Below are 17,845 nucleotides of genomic sequence, written 5' to 3'. Positions count from 1 at the left end.
ACATGATCAAGCGTATCGCGCAGACCGCTGGTTTCAGCGGCTTGCTGGCCGCCCTGCTGCTGACCCTGCTGCAAAGTTTCTGGGTATCGCCGCTGATTCTCCAGGCGGAAACCTTCGAGAAGGCCCCGGCGACCGAGGTCCATGAACACGCCGACGGGGCGGCTCATACCCATGATGCCGAGGCCTGGGAGCCGGAAGACGGTTGGCAGCGCGTGCTGTCCACCACAGGCGGCAACCTGGTAGTCGCCGTGGGTTTTGCCCTGATGCTGGCGGGCCTGTACACCTTGCGCGCACCGACTCGCACATCCCAAGGCCTGCTCTGGGGCCTGGCCGGCTATGCCACTTTCGTCCTGGCGCCGACACTTGGCCTGCCGCCGGAGCTGCCTGGCACCGCAGCGGCCGACCTGGCCCAACGGCAGATGTGGTGGATCGGCACCGCGGCGTCCACAGCGGTGGGCATTGCCTTGATCGCCTTCGGCCGGCATTGGCTGCTCAAGGTACTGGGCGTAGCGACGTTGCTGGTGCCCCACGTCATCGGCGCACCGCAGCCCGAAGTCCACTCGATGCTGGCGCCCGAAGCGCTTGAGAGCCAGTTCAAGATCGCCTCGCAGCTGACCAACGTCGCGTTCTGGCTGGCCCTGGGCCTGATCAGCGCCTGGCTGTTTCGCCGTGACGGCCAAGCCCACCACGACGCATGAGCGCCGAGCCGATCCTGGTGATCGGCCTGGGCTGCCAGCGTGGTTGCCCGGCCAGCACGCTGCGGGCCTTGCTCGACGAGACGCTGCTGGCCCACGGCATCGAACTTCATCGGGTACGGGCCCTGGCCAGTATCGACCTCAAGCGTGACGAGCCCGGGCTGCTGGAGCTGGCCGGGCAACTGGCCCTGCCGCTGACCTGTTTCAGTGTCGAACAGTTGGCCAGCTACGAGCAGCGGCTCAGTCACCGCTCCGAGATCGCCTTCGAGCGAACCGGTTGCTACGGCATCGCCGAAAGCGCCGCCCTGGCCTTGGCCGAACAGTTGGGCACACCGCCCGCGACGCTGCTGATTACTCGCCAAAAAGGCCCCAAGAGCACGTTGGCATTGGCGGTCGTGGCGTAAATCCCGATAATCGGCGCCCAGGATCATGAGCGATCTTCATCTGGGCGACGCTCACCCACCTTTCACAGGAGCCGGTCATGACCGTTTACTTCATCGGCGCCGGCCCCGGCGACCCGGATCTCATTACCGTCAAAGGCCAGCGACTGATCCGCCACTGCGCGGTGATCATCTACGCCGGCTCGCTGGTGCCGACCGCCGTCCTGGAAGGCCACTGTGCCGAACAGGTGATTAACAGCGCCGAGCTGCATCTGGAACAGATCATCGAATTGATCAAGAGTGCCCATCTCAAGGGCCAGGACGTGGCCCGGGTGCATTCCGGCGACCCGAGCCTGTACGGTGCCATTGGCGAGCAGATTCGTTGCCTGCGGGAACTGGGCATCCCTTTCGAAATCATCCCGGGGGTGACCGCGACCTCAGCCTGCGCCGCCCTGCTGGGCGCCGAACTGACCTTGCCGGACATTTCCCAAAGCCTGATCCTCACCCGCTACGCCGACAAAAGCCCAATGCCTGCCGGGGAAGAACTGGGCAGCCTGGCGCAGCACGGGGCGACCATGGCGATTCACCTGGGGGTCAATCATCTGGAAAAAATCGTCGACGAACTGCGGCCCCACTATGGCGCCGATTGCCCGATTGCCGTGATCCACCGGGCGACGTGGCCGGATCAGGATTGGGTGATGGGGACGCTGGACGATATCGCGGCAAAGGTGCACGCCAAGGGCTTTCGCCGCACGGCGCTGATTCTGGTGGGACATGTGCTGGGCAACGATGTGTTCAGCGAATCTTCGCTGTACCGCGCCGGGCATGCGCATCTCTACCGGCCCTGAGGCTCAGCAAGAGCCAGCCTGCCCCCTGTGGGAGCGATAGGAAAAGTGACGGTCACCGCAGATCAAATGTGGGAGTGAGCCTGCTCGCGATAGCGCTGGGTCAGCTGACGATGATGCTGGATGTGCCGACACCTTCGCGAGCAAGCTCGCTCCCACAGGGGGCGGCGGGCTACCAAAGATTACGAGCTGATCGCTGAAGCTTTTGTGGCGAGGGAGCTTGCTCCCGCTGGACCGCGAAGCGGTCCCCAGGCAACCCATGCACCATCACGAGAAATGCATCGATTACCTGGCGATTGCTTCGCAATCGAGCGGGAGCAAGCTCCCTCGCCACAGTTTTTGCTCGCAGCGCACGCCTATCAGTAGTAGGCGTTTTCTTTCTGCGTGTGGTCGGTCACGTCGCGTACGCCCTTGAGCTCCGGAATGCGCTCGAGCAAGGTGCGCTCGATGCCTTCCTTCAAGGTGACGTCAGCCTGGCCGCAGCCCTGGCAGCCGCCGCCGAACTGGAGCACGGCGATGCCGTCTTCCACCACGTCGATCAGCGAAACCTGGCCGCCGTGGCTGGCCAGCCCCGGGTTGATTTCGGTTTGCAGGTAGTAATTGATGCGCTCGTTGACCGGGCTGTCGGCATTGACCATCGGCACCTTGGCGTTTGGCGCCTTGATGGTCAGTTGGCCGCCCATGCGGTCGGTGGCGTAGTCGACCACCGCATCGTCCAGGAAGGCTTCGCTGAACGAGTCGATGTACGCGGTGAAGCTCTTGAGCCCCAGCGCGGTGTCTTCGGGTTTTTCTTCCCCCGGCTTGCAGTAGGCAATGCACGTCTCGGCGTACTGGGTGCCGGGCTGGGTGATGAAGATGCGGATCCCGATACCAGGCGTATTCTGCTTGGACAGCAGGTCGGCCAGGTAATCGTGGGCGGCATCGGTAATGGTAATGGCGGTCATGGAAACTCCTCGCAGGCTTGCCAGCAGTTTACGCCAATCATCGCGCCGGACAAAGTCCCAGTATTTTTGTCAGGAAAGCGCCCGGCGGCACGGAGTTTGCCGCCGGAGCTGTCGATCAGAGGTTCTGGTAGCGATTCATGTCCAACACACCGCTTTCCACGGGCTCCGTCTCCTGGATGTACTGGCTCAGGTCATGGAAGTAGTACCAGAACTGCGGGTGACTGCGACGAATGCCCCAGCGCTCGACAATTCGCTCGAACGCCGGCCCATCCTGGGCGCCTTGCATGGCTTCGACGAACGCCGGCACTTGCCCGGCCGGAATGTTGAACATGAAGTTCGGATAGCTGCTGAGCACGCCCGGGTAGACCGTCAGTGTGTCCAGCCCCGGCTGGTAGCGTGCCTCCTCGCCCAGCAGGAACGCCACGTTGCTGTGGGCTCGGTTGCGCAGCAGGCTGTAGACCTCACGCTGACCACTGGCGGTTTCGACGCGCAGCAGGGTCGCTTCCGGCAGTTGGTCGATCACCTTGAGCCCCGCCGCCGGGCGCGACACCAGCCGACTGAGGGCCTGTTCGGCGTTTTGCAGCGCCGGGTCGATGTTCGGGCGCGAGCAATAGGCCCCGTCGCAGCGATTGATCGGATCGGGGCGGGCATTCAGCTCGCCGTACCGGGCCAGCAGTTGCTGGGTGAAATCGCCCTTGGGGTCGCGTTCGTCAAGCTTGAGGGCGGTCGGCTTGTCATCGTCGATAGCCTCGTAATCGAGCCACATCTTGAATTTGCCGCCGGCCTGGTACCAGTCGTCAAGGTAGCCTTCCCGGGAGTCGGCCGGCATCAGGCGCAGGAAGTTCTGCTCCGCACCGTTGCGGATCAGGTCGAAATACAGCCGGGTCTGGGCCTGGTGGGACACGTTGCCGAATACATCGAAGTTCACCGCCAATTGGTAATAGGTGCGCTCCAGCAACGGGAAGTCGAACAGCCACATCGTCTGCGGCACTTCACCGATCAGGCCCTTGTTGACCGAGGCACTGTCGAAGTGCCGGAAAATGCTCAGCAACGCATTGTCATTCCCGGCCCACAGCGTCGACCAACTCGGCGCCGGCGCATCGGCATAGACGTCGCGGCGCAAGGCTTCGTACTCGTTGCGCTTGTCCCGGTAGTCGAGCCACAGGCTGACGACGCTGCCCACATCGTCGTTCTGCCCCGGCATCGCGAGCAGCGGCGTGGCCTGGCCGCGGTAGTTCGGGTCTGTGATGTACAGGTCATGTTCGGGGGCCTGGAACAGCGCCCAGAAATTGTCGCGGATCACGTCCGTGGCAATCTGGCCCCGGCACACCGGCCCGCGAATGAAGGTGCGCACGAAATACTCGGCGTTATCGAGCATGAACTGGTAGCGAGCCTGGGCCGGGATCGCTTCAAAGGTGGAAAACGGGTTGGCCCGGCGCTCCGGACCGTAGCCCGGCAACGCGGAAACCTGCCATTTGCCGCTGTAGAACAGGCTCTTGATGCGCCCCATCTTCGCCGCGCTCAAGCCGTAGGTGATGTGAGTCTTGTGCACGATCACCCCTTGCACCGGCCAGAGCCGGTAATAGACGCGGGTGCCGGGGTCATCATTCGGACGGCGGGTATTGATCAGGTCGATCGGCTGGCCGCTGGGCGTGCGCGAACGGACCCACTGGAAGAAATGCCCCGGCTCGCCGTCCTTGAAATAGATGTGCGCCAGGAACCAATGCTCGAACAACCAGCGGCCCACCAGGCTTTCCCGGGCGCCAGGGGCATTGAGCAGGTTTTCCCATTGCACCACCTGCAAGGCTTCGGCGGCACTCGGTGCCAGGGCCTGCTGATCGATAGGGGCGCCTGCGGCCAGCCAGCGTTGCAGGGTCTGGTATTGCTGATCGGTCAGGCCGGTGACGGCCAGGGGCATGCCCTCCTTGGGATGGGCGCCTGCGTATTCGTTGAATTGATCCGGCATCGCGCAGCTGTTTTCACGATTGAGGCCCAGCACGATCTCTTCCGGCAGCTTGGCGTTGGGCTGCAACGGTGTGCGGTGGCCCAACTCCAGCATGCGCGCCATCAGGGCAGCCTGGCTGCCTTGGGCGTCGAGCACTGAATAAAAGCCCTTGCGCTGCCAGGCGCGCTGGCCGGAGGCGTCATAGAACAAGCGGGTCGGATCGGCCGCCTGGCGCCGCTCGCCGTCGTACACCGACAGTTTGCTCGCGCCCCGTGCCGCGCCTTCGCCGCTGCCCAGGTTCAACTGGCAGGCGGAGTCGTAGCAGGCATGACAGGCCACGCATTTTTCCGTGAAGATCGGCTGGATGTCGCGAGTGTAGGAGATCGTGGGAGCGGGACTCCCGGCGGCTGCGGTAAAACACAACAGCAGCAACAGACTGCCGAATAAGACGCGGTACGGCATGTCTCGGGTCCCTAAGAGATAGTCCGGCGATTCTACCGGGCCAGCATCGCCTTGCAAACATGAGCGATATTCATGCAAAAGCCCATCATGATCAAATCCTGCACAGGTTTGCTATCATCCCGGCCTTCGTAATGGTCTTTTTTTCCAGGTAGTCCTATGTCTGATCGCAGCGCTCGCCTTTATCTTCTCCAGCAAGCCCTCAAGGAACGCATCCTGATCCTCGACGGCGGCATGGGCACGATGATCCAGAGCTACAAGCTGGAAGAACAGGACTACCGCGGCAAGCGCTTCGCCGACTGGCCGAGCGACGTCAAGGGCAACAACGATTTGCTGGTGCTCAGCCGCCCCGACGTGATCGGTGCCATTGAAAAAGCCTACCTGGATGCCGGCGCCGACATCCTGGAGACCAACACCTTCAACGCCACCCAGGTGTCCCAGGCCGACTATGGCATGCAGAGCCTGGCCTACGAGCTGAACCTGGAAGGCGCGCGCCTGGCCCGTAAAGTGGCCGACGCCAAGACCCTGGAAACCCCGGACAAGCCGCGCTTCGTCGCCGGCGTGCTCGGCCCGACCAGCCGCACCTGCTCGCTGTCGCCGGATGTGAACAACCCCGGCTACCGCAACGTGACCTTCGACGAACTGGTGGAAAACTACACCGAGGCCACCAAGGGCCTGATCGAAGGCGGCGCCGACCTGATCCTGATCGAAACCATTTTCGACACGCTGAACGCCAAGGCGGCGATCTTTGCCGTGCAAGGCGTTTACGAAGAACTGGGCGTCGAACTGCCGATCATGATTTCCGGCACCATCACCGACGCCTCCGGCCGCACCCTCTCGGGCCAGACCACCGAAGCCTTCTGGAACTCGGTGGCCCACGCCAAGCCGATCTCCGTGGGCCTGAACTGCGCCCTCGGCGCCAGCGAATTGCGCCCGTACCTGGAAGAGCTGTCGAACAAGGCCAGCACCCACGTATCGGCCCACCCCAACGCCGGCCTGCCCAATGAGTTCGGTGAATACGACGAACTGCCGGCCGAAACGGCCAAGGTCATCGAAGAGTTCGCCCAGAGCGGTTTCCTAAACATTGTCGGCGGCTGCTGCGGCACCACCCCGGCGCACATCGAAGCCATCGCCAAGGCCGTGGCTGGCTACGCGCCGCGGCCAATCCCGGAGATCCCACGGGCCTGCCGCCTGTCAGGCCTGGAACCGTTCACCATCGATCGCAGTTCGCTGTTCGTCAACGTCGGCGAGCGGACCAACATCACCGGTTCCGCCAAGTTCGCCCGGCTGATCCGCGAGGACAACTACACCGAAGCCCTGGAAGTGGCCCTGCAACAGGTCGAGGCCGGCGCCCAGGTGATCGACATCAACATGGACGAGGGCATGCTCGATTCGAAGAAGGCCATGGTGACCTTCCTCAACCTGATTGCCGGCGAACCGGACATCTCCCGCGTGCCGATCATGATCGACTCCTCCAAGTGGGAAGTGATCGAAGCCGGCCTCAAGTGCATCCAGGGCAAGGGCATCGTCAACTCCATCAGCATGAAGGAAGGCGTCGAGCAGTTCATCCATCACGCCAAGCTGTGCAAGCGCTACGGCGCCGCCGTGGTGGTGATGGCCTTCGACGAAGCCGGCCAGGCCGACACTGAGGCGCGCAAGAAGGAAATCTGCAAACGCTCCTATGACATCCTGGTCAATGAAGTCGGCTTCCCACCGGAAGACATCATCTTCGACCCGAACATCTTCGCCGTCGCCACCGGTATCGAAGAGCACAACAACTATGCCGTGGATTTCATCAACGCTTGCGCCTACATCCGCGACGAACTGCCCTACGCGCTGACCTCGGGCGGGGTCTCCAACGTGTCCTTCTCGTTCCGCGGCAACAACCCGGTGCGCGAGGCGATCCACTCGGTGTTCCTGCTCTATGCGATCCGCGCGGGCCTGACCATGGGCATCGTCAACGCCGGCCAACTGGAGATCTACGATCAGATCCCGGTGGAACTGCGCGACGCCGTGGAAGACGTGATCCTCAACCGCACCCCCGAAGGCACCGACGCCCTGCTCGCCATCGCCGACAAGTACAAGGGCGACGGCAGTGTCAAGGAAGCGGAAACCGAGGAGTGGCGCGGCTGGGAAGTGAACAAGCGCCTGGAGCATGCGCTGGTCAAGGGCATCACCACCCACATCGTTGAAGACACCGAGGAGTCGCGACTGTCGTTCGCCCGGCCGATCGAGGTCATCGAAGGCCCGCTGATGGCCGGCATGAACATCGTCGGCGACCTGTTTGGCGCCGGCAAAATGTTCCTGCCCCAGGTGGTCAAGTCCGCCCGCGTGATGAAGCAGGCCGTGGCCCACCTGATCCCGTTCATCGAGGCGGAAAAAGGCGACAAGCCGGAGGCCAAGGGCAAGATCCTGATGGCGACGGTCAAAGGCGACGTGCATGACATCGGCAAGAACATCGTCGGCGTGGTGCTCGGTTGCAACGGCTATGACATCGTCGACCTGGGCGTGATGGTGCCGGCGGAGAAGATCCTGCAGGTGGCCAAGGAGCAGAAGTGCGACATCATCGGCCTGTCCGGCCTGATCACCCCGTCCCTGGATGAGATGGTGCATGTGGCGCGGGAGATGCAGCGCCAGGACTTCCACCTGCCGCTGATGATTGGCGGGGCCACCACCTCCAAGGCCCACACGGCGGTAAAAATCGAGCCCAAGTACAGCAACGACGCGGTGATCTACGTCACCGATGCCTCCCGTGCCGTGGGCGTGGCGACCCAGTTGCTGTCCAAGGAACTCAAGCCGGCGTTCGTCGAGAAAACCCGCTTGGACTACATCGAAGTGCGCGAGCGTACTTCCAACCGCAGCGCCCGCACCGAACGCCTGAGCTACCCCGCCGCCGTGGCCAAGAAGCCGCAGTTCGACTGGAGCAGCTACCAGCCGGTCAAACCGACTTTCACCGGCGCACGGGTGCTGGACGACATCGACTTGAACGTGCTGGCCGAGTACATCGACTGGACACCGTTCTTCATCTCCTGGGACCTGGCCGGCAAATACCCGCGCATTCTCACCGACGAAGTGGTTGGCGAAGCGGCCACCGCACTGTATGCCGATGCCCGGGCGATGCTGCGCAAGCTGATCGACGAGAAACTCATCAGCGCCCGCGCCGTGTTCGGCTTCTGGCCGGCCAACCAGGTGCACGACGATGACCTGGAAGTCTACGGCGACGATGGCAAGCCACTGGCGCGCCTGCATCACCTGCGCCAGCAGATCATCAAGACCGACGGCAAGCCGAACTTCTCCCTGGCCGACTTCGTCGCGCCGAAGGACAGCGGCGTCACCGACTACGTCGGCGGCTTCATTACTACCGCCGGCATCGGCGCCGAAGAAGTCGCCAAGGCCTACCAGGAGGCCGGCGACGACTACAACTCGATCATGGTCAAGGCCCTGGCCGACCGCTTGGCCGAAGCCTGCGCCGAATGGCTGCACCAGCAGGTGCGCAAGGAACATTGGGGTTACGCCAAGGACGAGAGCCTGGACAACGAGGCGCTGATCAAGGAGCAGTACATCGGCATCCGCCCTGCCCCCGGCTACCCGGCCTGCCCGGATCACACCGAGAAAGCCACCCTGTTCCGCCTGCTCGATCCCGAGGCCAGTGAAATGAAAGCGGGACGCAGCGGCGTGTTCCTCACCGAACACTACGCCATGTTCCCGGCGGCAGCGGTCAGCGGCTGGTATTTCGCCCATCCCCAGGCGCAATACTTCGCCGTGGGCAAGATCGACAAGGACCAGGTCCAGAGCTACACCGCACGCAAGGGCCAGGACTTGAGTGTGACTGAGCGTTGGTTAGCGCCGAATTTGGGTTATGACAACTAAGTCAATGGCGGCTGTTTGTGCTCTTCATACAATCTGTGGTGGAGAGCATATCCAGGAGCGCCCTGAATACAGACTTGCCCTAAGCCGTATTCATTTTCGTGCCGAAATAACAATATTAATGGGCATACTCCAGTTTGAATCAGGGCTTTTAGCTTTAAGCTTCAGAAGCCCATTGTAATATCCGACCGGCAAAGCCGGATTATCACTAGCTTTGTACTCTATATTAAAATCCAATTTATCGTAGGGAGAACATGACACCGCCACGTTCATGGCCGTTGTGCAGTTCCCTCTTCGGCGTGATGCGCGAAGCTTTACAGGAACTTGGTTGTAGGCAGCGTTGTATAACGGCACAGTGAGCATTGTTTCCCGCGCTGCTGACTCGGTGATCAACTCAGTAGGGCCTATATCCCGACTCAGGGCAACCACACCTACGTGAATTCCCCCAGCTGGAATAACCAAAGGAATAGCCAAAGTGGTAGATGCTTCGGATTGTGCACCAGATGGACTGACAAGCAGCACGCGCAGGCCCGGCAACTCTGGATTGTAACCCGTCAATCGCGCGGTATTTTCTCGCCATACACGAGCCATATTGGCGGTTTGAGCATTGCCTAGTGGCAAACCATAAGCATCGAGAACATCAGGTGTCGAATAATAAAAAGCCCGACTTCCGTAGCACAGATTGGTTTTGGTCTTGCCATTGTCGTGACCGAAATTAAAATTGACTCCATCTTGTTCAAGACAATGTCTGCCCCCGGCGTTGTGACCCATCTCATGGGCGAACGTCGTGGGTGACCACCAGACATTGACGCTGGTATATCCCGGCCTATTGGCTCTGCCATTAGCGCCCTCTCCGCCGGCAATGGCCGCGTTGATATCAGTTTTGAACAAGGTTCTATAAGGACTCAAGAGACTTTGCCAATTATCGAGTCCTTCACTCGACGTATCGAGGACTTTATTGCTATCGCCGAAGACAGCAACCGCCGCCAGTCGCAACGACACATCGGATATCCGTGAGTTGCGCAAACTAAGATTGACGGTTTCAGTTTGCGCCAGCGCATAGCCTACCGCATCAGATTCCAGTTTCCCCAGCGTGTAGGCTGCATAAGCGAAAAGCGCGTCCACATACCGATGCTCCGCTGCTATGGTCGAATCGACGCCCATCGGCTCATTGGATTCAACCACATCATTTTCCTGGGCGTCGACAACTGGCTCCTCAGTAAACTTGCTTTTGCCTTGGGCATTGACCGTCAACAAACCACGCTTGTCAGGAGAATTGACTATTGCAGTCACGGAACCGTCAGGCGACCTGACCACCACCAATGAGCCAGTATCACCGTCGCGAGTATATAAATTACCGCTTTCTACCGTGTACCCCTGCTCAACCTTGATCGCTGAACGCTCAAAATGTGCGCTGCCGATCGCATCGGCATATACGCTGGCAGACGTCGCTTGGGGCGAATCTTCGGGGCTATCGGTTGCAGCGCTGACCAGTGCGGGCAGCGCAAGTGCCAACGCCAGCGCTGTCAGGCGGGGGCGCCCAGCCGTAGAGAATGGATTTCCAGTATTCATGGCGTATTTCCTTGCGAAGACAGGAGCCATAAGACTGATCCCATTAAACCGGGACGACTACTGTCAGATATGACAGTAGCTAGAGCAGCAAACAAGCCTATTAACATCAGTAAACCGACCCATCGACGGCACCGGTATCGACAGATCGGCCTTCAGCTCCGCAACTGCGGATCAGTTGCGGCGTGACGGTCCAGGTTGGGGTGACCGGCTACCGGATTGCCCCGCGTCACCAACGGTGCTTCGCAAATCGTTCAACTCGCTTCGCGTCAACTCGACCAGCTTCTCCGTGCGCAGGGCATCGACTGTTCTGCCCAACGCATTGAGTTCCAGGTTGTACTGCTGCGTATCGATTCCGCCATCAGCCCGGCGATCCTCCAGTGCGTCCAGGAGCTCATGACGCCTATTGGCGACAGCATCCGCGAGGTTGCTCATTTGTTCTGGATGCCGCTCCTGCAGGTAGGTCGTCCAGTAGTCACGCGACGCCATGCTTACCAATAGCGCATCGCTGCGCTCTGCCTCAAGAATCGAGGTGCGGGTGCGCGCCGCCAGTTCTCCAGTGATCGGCGCGCCGAACGCCATGTGCGTAGGCTGCCCCGGCAAATCGATGCCGTCGCCCCATCCGCTCGTCAGGCCAATGCGATAACGCAAGCGCACTTCCGCCCTATCCCTGCCCTGGCCAGCCGCTTCAGCCAACGTTTCGACCCTCTCCAGCCGGAACAACTGCCGCGACAAGCGCAGCAACGCCTGGCCCCTGAGCAGGGGACGGTCCAGCGGAATGTCACGCAAGGCCTGAAAGACAAACACACGAACTTCCAACTCGCTAAAGGTCAAGATGCGGCCATCGATGCAAGTACCGTGGGTTTCGGCGTTTTGAAACAGCAACTGACGCAATACGCTGTTTTCGCTGGCAGCGTCCATGACATTCCATACCCGTCGCGTCAGTTCTGCCCGGTCAAACCTGAAATCGAACGTATCAGGCAACAGCGCAAGCAACTGGAAGAACCGCTCGTGATCGTTTTCTTCGGCCAACTGCGCCCAGATCCGGCTCCGGACCGTGACTTGTTCACTGTTTGAGCCCACCAGCCATGGACTCAGCGCCTCGGCCGATGCGTCGCCCGTCGGATCAAGAAGAGGTTCGACCGCAGCGACAGAGGCATGCGGATCGTGACGGCCATTAGCGCCTGCGCCACCATCGGAGTCGTCATTGAAATCCGAGATATCGCCTTGCGGCGCCTCTGACATAGCGATCAGGCTATCAATTTCTTCTCGGGAAAATCCTGAAACATCTTCGCGATTGCCTGACTCAAGGTAATCCCTGAGTTCATAAAATGTGTTGAGCGACAGGTCTTCGTTATCACTCAAATCCATTCCGCCCACGAGCCTCTGGTGGCTGCCATCCAGCAACCCCGCCGGAAGATCAGTAAACTCGTTGCCGCTCAAGTTAAGCACACCCAGCTCTTGCGCGTTCAATAGCTGGCTGGGCCAGTTTTCTATCTCGTTGTAGCTAAGATCCAGCACTTCGATCTGGCCAAAATCCGGAGGATCGAACGTGACCAGTCTATTAAGGGAAAGGTTAAGCGAACGCAGGCGACCATTAATCAATAACGGATAAACGCCCGTAGCCGGCAAGTTATTGTGACTAAGGTTCAAGTGCTCCAACTGTGCCATTTGCAAGACAACGCTCGGTACGGCGTCCAGATCATTGCCGGCCAAGTCCAATCGGTTCAAATGAGGAAAAGCCCCCAGGAAATCGTTGGACCCTTGTTCAGTTAACAAGACACCCGAAAGTTCCAGCATCGTCACGCCAGGAAACTGTGCAACCCGCTCAGGCAAGTCCCCCACTTGCAGGCCATGCAGACTCAGTGTTTGCCCTGCGCCGTCATGGCGCATCAACCCTTCTTGCCACACCTCGCGAATTCTCGTTGCAGCAAGTGCGCGGCTTTGCGCAGACACGACGGTTCTGGCTGTACGTCGTTCTCGGATAAACAGCCATTCGTTCAACCGACGAGTCAGCGAGACACACGCTTGATGCCACTGGCTGATTTGATCGTCGATTTGCTTGTCGGTCATCCCGTTTTCACGCCACTGCCCGAGCTGCCGGGCCGCCTGCTCCTGAGTCAGGGCCGGATCCAGCCGCTGCAGGCGTAGCTCAAGCCCGGCACTTCCCTCGGCCACCGCCGATTCCTCAGGAAGAGGTAAAAGAAGTCGAGCTATTGTTTCGCTGGTTTCTGCCGGGGGGAACTGCGACGGTACGGGTTCTTTGGCAAGCCGAGCCAGTGTCCCCTGAAGGAGTCCTCTTGCATCCTCGATTCGCTGATGTGCCGCACTCAAGGCTGCCTCGCCTTCAGGGCTGAAGGGGTTACCGGTCAAGTTGGCTTTCAGTATGAGCGCATCATTGGACAGCACTGTTGGCGGGAACGACTGCAGTTGGTTATCCCGCAAGTCAAGCCAGGAAAGCTGCGTCAGGTTCTCGGCACCGGTTGGCCAAGCCCGCAACTGGGTGGCTTTGAGGCCCAGTGCCTTGAGCCGGGTCAAGGCACTGACATCAAGCGTCTCGAGCGGGTTGTTTTCCAGATTCAGTTGCTCAAGCAGCGTCAACCCATTGAACTGCGCCTGAACAGTGGGCGTGACGAGCAGGTTGTTGTTGCGCATATCGAGTTGCGTCAGGGCCGGCAAGTCTTCGGCGTCGAAAGGCAGCTCGGTGAAGCCGTTGCCGCTTATTTCCAATGTTCGCGTACCGCTGAATGCCCTGAAAAAGTTGCGCGCCTGCCGGGGGGAAACATCCAACGATCCCAAGCGCAGCGTTTCTACGTGGGAGAAGCTTGCGGGCGGCAACGCTGGGAGCGCCGCAAACTGCTTACCGGGAAGAGCAGACCCGGAAACCGGCAGCTCAAACAAGGAGCCCCCTGCGGTCGGCAAACCCAGGCGTTGGCGTACAGCGCCGCGCCAGCTGTCTCGCAACGCTCGAAACAACAGACCTCCGCCCTCCCACCACACTGGCGAAAGCAAGGCATATGACAAATCTTCCGCCCCCGTCGGCTCGAAAAAAAACTGCGCAAAGATTCCATCGTGTTCAGCCCTGAGTGCTTCTACCGCAGCAAATCGTTCCTGAGGAGTATTGGAGGCACTGTCAAATTTCACGGGCAGGCGCCCGACAGACTCGGCCTCCCCGACCAGCAAGCGCAATTGCCCGCGACAGTAGCCGTCCACCATTTGATCCACGTCCACCAAATGGCCGAACGCTCCCGAGTATTCGCTGACGTACCGGTAGGCGCGCGCGAACGTTTGCGGAGTCAGCGCTGACCAATTCAGCGATAGCCCGGCCCACAACTTTTCGTGCCCTTCGAATATGGCATCCGGCAGCGTACGTATCGATGTGCGCGACAGCTCCAGGCGTTCGAGCCGGGGAAGACGCTGCACGTATTCAGGCCATTGCGATAACGCTTGAGGCGCCTCGATTTTCAACGTACGCAAACGGCTCAATGGTGTCAGGTCAAGGTTGTGCATGGCGGTCTGATCGAAACCTGAGCAATCGATGTGCAGCACCTCCAGTGAAGTCAGGGAAGAGAGCCTTTGTGGAAAACTCTCGGCCAGCGAGACAGCGGCGGTGGAAAACCGCAAGTCGGTGAGTCCTGGCATCTGGCTCACCGCGTGCGGCAAGGTGGTCAACGGTGGGTGCCCGAAGGACAGATCGAGGAATCCGGATTCCCTGAGGCCAATCTCCAATTTCGTGACCCCAGGGAAAAGTGCCAGGAAGGCATCCGCATTGGCGTCTGTCATGCCGCCGCCAATCACCGACAATTCCCGTACATGCGCAAAATGGGTGGCTATGGGGGGCAGCGACCCCTCACAGGAAAGCACCAGCCGCGCGCCTTCGGGGGATTCTTCCGCTAACGGGCGATTGCGCCAACCGTCCCTGAGCGCCTGCGCAAACCTATTTTTGTGAGCATCGGCCGGGCTCCCGAGCGTCTCGCCCAGCCATTGTTCAAGCGTGCCGTCGAGCGACTCCCACTCGCGCTGGCGCGTTTGCAGTTCCAAATAGATCTGCCGTTCTGTCTTTCCCCGTTGCTGCCTGATGAACGCTTCGGCTTGTGGCTCGCTGGGGTAAAGTGCCTCCACCCGCGCCTCAATGGAAGGATGCATTCCCCTACCCCGGCCGCTCGCGTAATACCCCTTGAGCGTCGCGCTCACGCGAACCGGTGGTTTGAAGCGCTTGGCGGGGGTTTCAAGGAGCTGGGTCATGTCCCCACGATGCAGGTAGGCGTAATCGATGATCATGCGTTGCAGCTCGGGGCCGTTCCCCTCCGGCAGCCCCAGGGCGGAACGCGCCTCAGCGGGCAGAACATGCAGGATCGAACGGTAGAAGTCGCCACCCCGCCGGGGCATGCCACCCGGTTCGTCACCCAGCTCATTGAAGGCCTGATAGCCAGGTCCGTTTTTAATAAGGTATTTTTTTTCAGGCGCATTCTTGTCGCCGATGCTTTCGAGCAACGCACCCGTGTCGCTTCCCTCGCGCACTTCCAGGCGCAGCGTAACGGGCCAGCCCGGCAGTCTTTCCAGGGCATGCAATGCCAAGCGCCGGCTGTCGGCCGAAACGATATTGTCGCTGTGCAATCCCCCATACGCCCGAACCTGACGTCCTTGTCGTGCATACCAGCGAGCCTCTTCGAGCATGCTCAACGGCGCGCGGCGCCTTGCGTCAAGACGGGTGAGATCCGCAGCGCTACCGTGGGCGATGACCTCCTGGGCGGCAGCCTCGCTAAGGCCTGGGCACTCACGCTGCAAAATCCTGATACGACCGTCCACAGGTTCCGTGCCCTTGTAGATCCTTTCAAAAACTTGCTGCCGGGTTAACCCTCCCAGATTTGCTGCAGCTTGCAACTGATCAATCACCTGCGCGGCCTCGGCATCCGCCTTGAACAGCCGCATCGCATCCCTCAGCTCGGGAGGGGGCATCGTTCGGTCCATGTGCATTTTGCGTAGCGCGTTATCGCTGACGCCGCTGACATCGGCGAGCCTGAGCAGCATCTCATCCGAAAACGCCGCGGTCTCATGGCCCATGCGCCTGAGCAGCGTCAGGCGATCCCACGTCATCGGGCGCTCCAGCGAATGCCGCCAGGCTCCGTTGCCGTTATGCAGGAGGATAGGTTGATACGCCGCCTCGTCCGTTGGATGCTTGATTCGCCATTTGTGGATCGATGCGTCGAAAAACTGCTCATGCACCTTTCCCCCTAGACGAATATGGGTTTTCCCATCGACTTCGTATTGCCCCAGCGCGTTCGGAGTGCTCGTATCGGTGAGTGTTACAGCGCTTTCATAGCTGCTCAGTTCCGGCTTCCACAAGCGTGTTTCGCCATTAGGCAACGTCACAGGCTCAAGGCACTCGATCACGGGTTCAGGCTTGATGGCGGCCAGCTTGCTGACCCCGGCCCCCACACCGGCCATCGCGCCCATCAACGCCAGGTTTTCTGCGACGTCGATCAAGTGAGCCTTGGCTGCCCGTTTGTCGCCCTCGCCCCACTCGACTGCACCTTCAAGGGTTTCATATAAAAGCTGTCCCGCCATGACGACCATCATGACCTCGCCCAACACCGGAACGAACATCGACAACATGTTCACCGCAGACAGCCCCATTTGTAGCAGGTTGGCCAGTTTTTCCTGCCTTGCCTTGGCGTCGACGTCACTCGTGGGCACCGCATGACTGCGCGCATCGGCCAGCACTTTTTCACGGTGTCGCTCATAGAGGTAGTGCCACGGATCCAAGTTATCGTCCCACAACGATCGGCCTTTCTGCGGCAACGTCGAAGGGGCGATGTAGGGATTTGGTTCGCGCTTTGCCTTTAAGGGATCGGGAGGGACTCCCGGGAGGTGCACCATCAGCGAAGAGGGCATGAAAGGTTCAAAAATGCCCAACCATGGCGCAGGCAATTGGATGCTTGGGAAGCCGGCTGCCTCCTGGACAAACTGGCTGAAGAAATAAGGTCGTTTATCGTAGGGCACGAACTGACTGAAAAAGCGCTGGTAGGGTGTAGGACCGGTGTATTCCAACGGCGTGGTTTCGGGGGTGGTAAGCAATTGCCTGAAGCGTGTTTCCAGTTGGTCGCCGTCGTAGCGCTTCATTGGATGTTCAGGATCATGGGGAACATAAAGAATCATTTCGTCGCTGTAGCGATGTAGCTCACAGATCGAGAACGCGACACAGCCCACCAATCTTTGCTTCATCAGGGACATGTCTTCGAACCAGACCGGCTTTTCGCCCATCCAGGGGTTATTTTCACCCTTGATGACCGAGAGAATCATCGCGTGATCCCTGGGTTCGATATCCCCTGTCAATAGCGCCTGCTCGGCTGCGGCCCTCAACGCGGCTTTCTGGCTGGCAATGAAGTGCTGGCGAAGCGTCGTTTCGGTCGCAGCGTCAGCCGGGTAGGAAAATGACTTGAGGTAGGCTTGGTACTTCGCACCGATGTCCAAGGTGCGGCACAGGGTGAGGAATTGACCGACCGACACATTCAACGCCACGGGCGCGTAAGTGCCGGGTGTGTCCTTCTCCACCATGAATTCTGATGTTTCATGATAGGCGCCGTGCTCGCACTCCCAGCTTTCGAAGTTGTGCAGCGCAACCTGCAGCAAGGGCAACTTGAACAATTCGAACGAAGAAATTTCCACCTTGATCACGGTTGTTTCCCATGGCCGTGTAAGGCGTAGCAAGGTTTTGTCGACATCCACCTCTACCTGGAACCGATCCTTCAAGGCCTGGATCAAGAGCGGCCTGGCAAACGTGTCGATGTCCAGGAACGACGACAGGGTCTTATCCAGTTGATTCTGTGCCGCAAGACTTTCCTTAAAACAGGCATCCACGACCTTGCGCTGCTCTGGCGAAGCGTTCGCGTACCAGGCCGGCATCTGCGTTCCGACTTGCTTCATCGCCTGCCTGCGTTGCGTCGAAGCCTCGATGAGCCATGCCGGCATCGCGGCTTCCAGGAAGTCCGCGTGCAGACTCTCCGTGGCCGGTGGCTCTGGCTGTATTTTTTCCGGGGACTGTGTGGAATTGGGTGACATACATCGCTCCTTTGAATGAAGCGACAGCAGGCCCGTTTAGCGAACCGCATGGGCGGTACATAGTTATAGGTCGATGGGA

8 protein-coding genes are annotated in these 17,845 nt (G+C 60.1%); 4 read left to right on the top strand and 4 right to left on the bottom strand.

Going from position 1 to position 17,845, the window contains the following annotated elements:
- The first annotated feature begins 2 nt into the window (after positions 1-2).
- The 3 genes from LOY50_RS10850 to cobM all read left to right on the top strand — a co-directional run bounded on the left by LOY50_RS10850 (position 3) and on the right by cobM (position 1,923).
- The gene (locus tag LOY50_RS10850) at positions 3-698 is read left to right on the top strand and encodes a CbtA family protein (RefSeq protein WP_024616632.1); all 696 of its coding nucleotides are present in this window, start codon (positions 3-5) and stop codon (positions 696-698) included.
- Positions 695-1,099, top strand: coding sequence for a cobalamin biosynthesis protein (locus LOY50_RS10845; RefSeq protein WP_258690823.1), 405 nt, complete (start codon positions 695-697; stop codon positions 1,097-1,099). The genes LOY50_RS10850 and LOY50_RS10845 overlap by 4 nt, the downstream gene beginning before the upstream one ends.
- A 77-nt stretch (positions 1,100-1,176) precedes the next feature.
- Positions 1,177-1,923, top strand: a complete 747-nt coding sequence (gene cobM / locus LOY50_RS10840) for a precorrin-4 C(11)-methyltransferase (RefSeq protein ID WP_024616630.1) — start codon at positions 1,177-1,179, stop codon at positions 1,921-1,923.
- Positions 1,924-2,279: 356 nt separating this feature from the next.
- Here cobM and nfuA read toward each other — a convergent pair whose 3' ends face one another.
- Together nfuA and LOY50_RS10830 are read right to left on the bottom strand one after the other, a co-directional pair.
- Positions 2,280-2,864 carry a Fe-S biogenesis protein NfuA gene (nfuA, locus tag LOY50_RS10835; RefSeq protein WP_003182850.1) on the bottom strand — a complete coding sequence of 195 codons (585 nt, stop codon included), beginning with the start codon at positions 2,862-2,864 and terminating at the stop codon, positions 2,280-2,282.
- Positions 2,865-2,979: 115 nt separating this feature from the next.
- Positions 2,980-5,271: a fatty acid cis/trans isomerase gene (locus LOY50_RS10830; protein WP_258690822.1), complete on the bottom strand. Its 2,292-nt coding sequence runs from the start codon at positions 5,269-5,271 to the stop codon at positions 2,980-2,982.
- Positions 5,272-5,427: 156 nt separating this feature from the next.
- Between LOY50_RS10830 and metH the strand changes: the two genes are divergently transcribed.
- Positions 5,428-9,138, top strand: a complete 3,711-nt coding sequence (gene metH, locus LOY50_RS10825; protein ID WP_258690821.1) for a methionine synthase — start codon at positions 5,428-5,430, stop codon at positions 9,136-9,138.
- 90 nt (positions 9,139-9,228) lie between these two features.
- Here the strand turns inward: metH and LOY50_RS10820 are convergent, their stop codons facing one another.
- Positions 9,229-10,707 carry a reprolysin-like metallopeptidase gene (locus LOY50_RS10820; protein ID WP_258690820.1) on the bottom strand — a complete coding sequence of 493 codons (1,479 nt, stop codon included), beginning with the start codon at positions 10,705-10,707 and terminating at the stop codon, positions 9,229-9,231.
- Positions 10,708-10,878: 171 nt separating this feature from the next.
- Positions 10,879-17,766 carry an NEL-type E3 ubiquitin ligase domain-containing protein gene (locus tag LOY50_RS10815; protein ID WP_258690819.1) on the bottom strand — a complete coding sequence of 2,296 codons (6,888 nt, stop codon included), beginning with the start codon at positions 17,764-17,766 and terminating at the stop codon, positions 10,879-10,881.
- Between the last annotated feature and the right edge of the window lie 79 nt (positions 17,767-17,845).

It is taken from the genome of Pseudomonas sp. B21-010, from assembly GCF_024749325.1.
Classification (GTDB): Bacteria; Pseudomonadota; Gammaproteobacteria; order Pseudomonadales; family Pseudomonadaceae; genus Aquipseudomonas; species Aquipseudomonas kilonensis.
The sequence above is the reverse complement of the archived record's forward strand: the minus strand, read 5'-3'. Positions and strand labels throughout refer to the sequence as shown.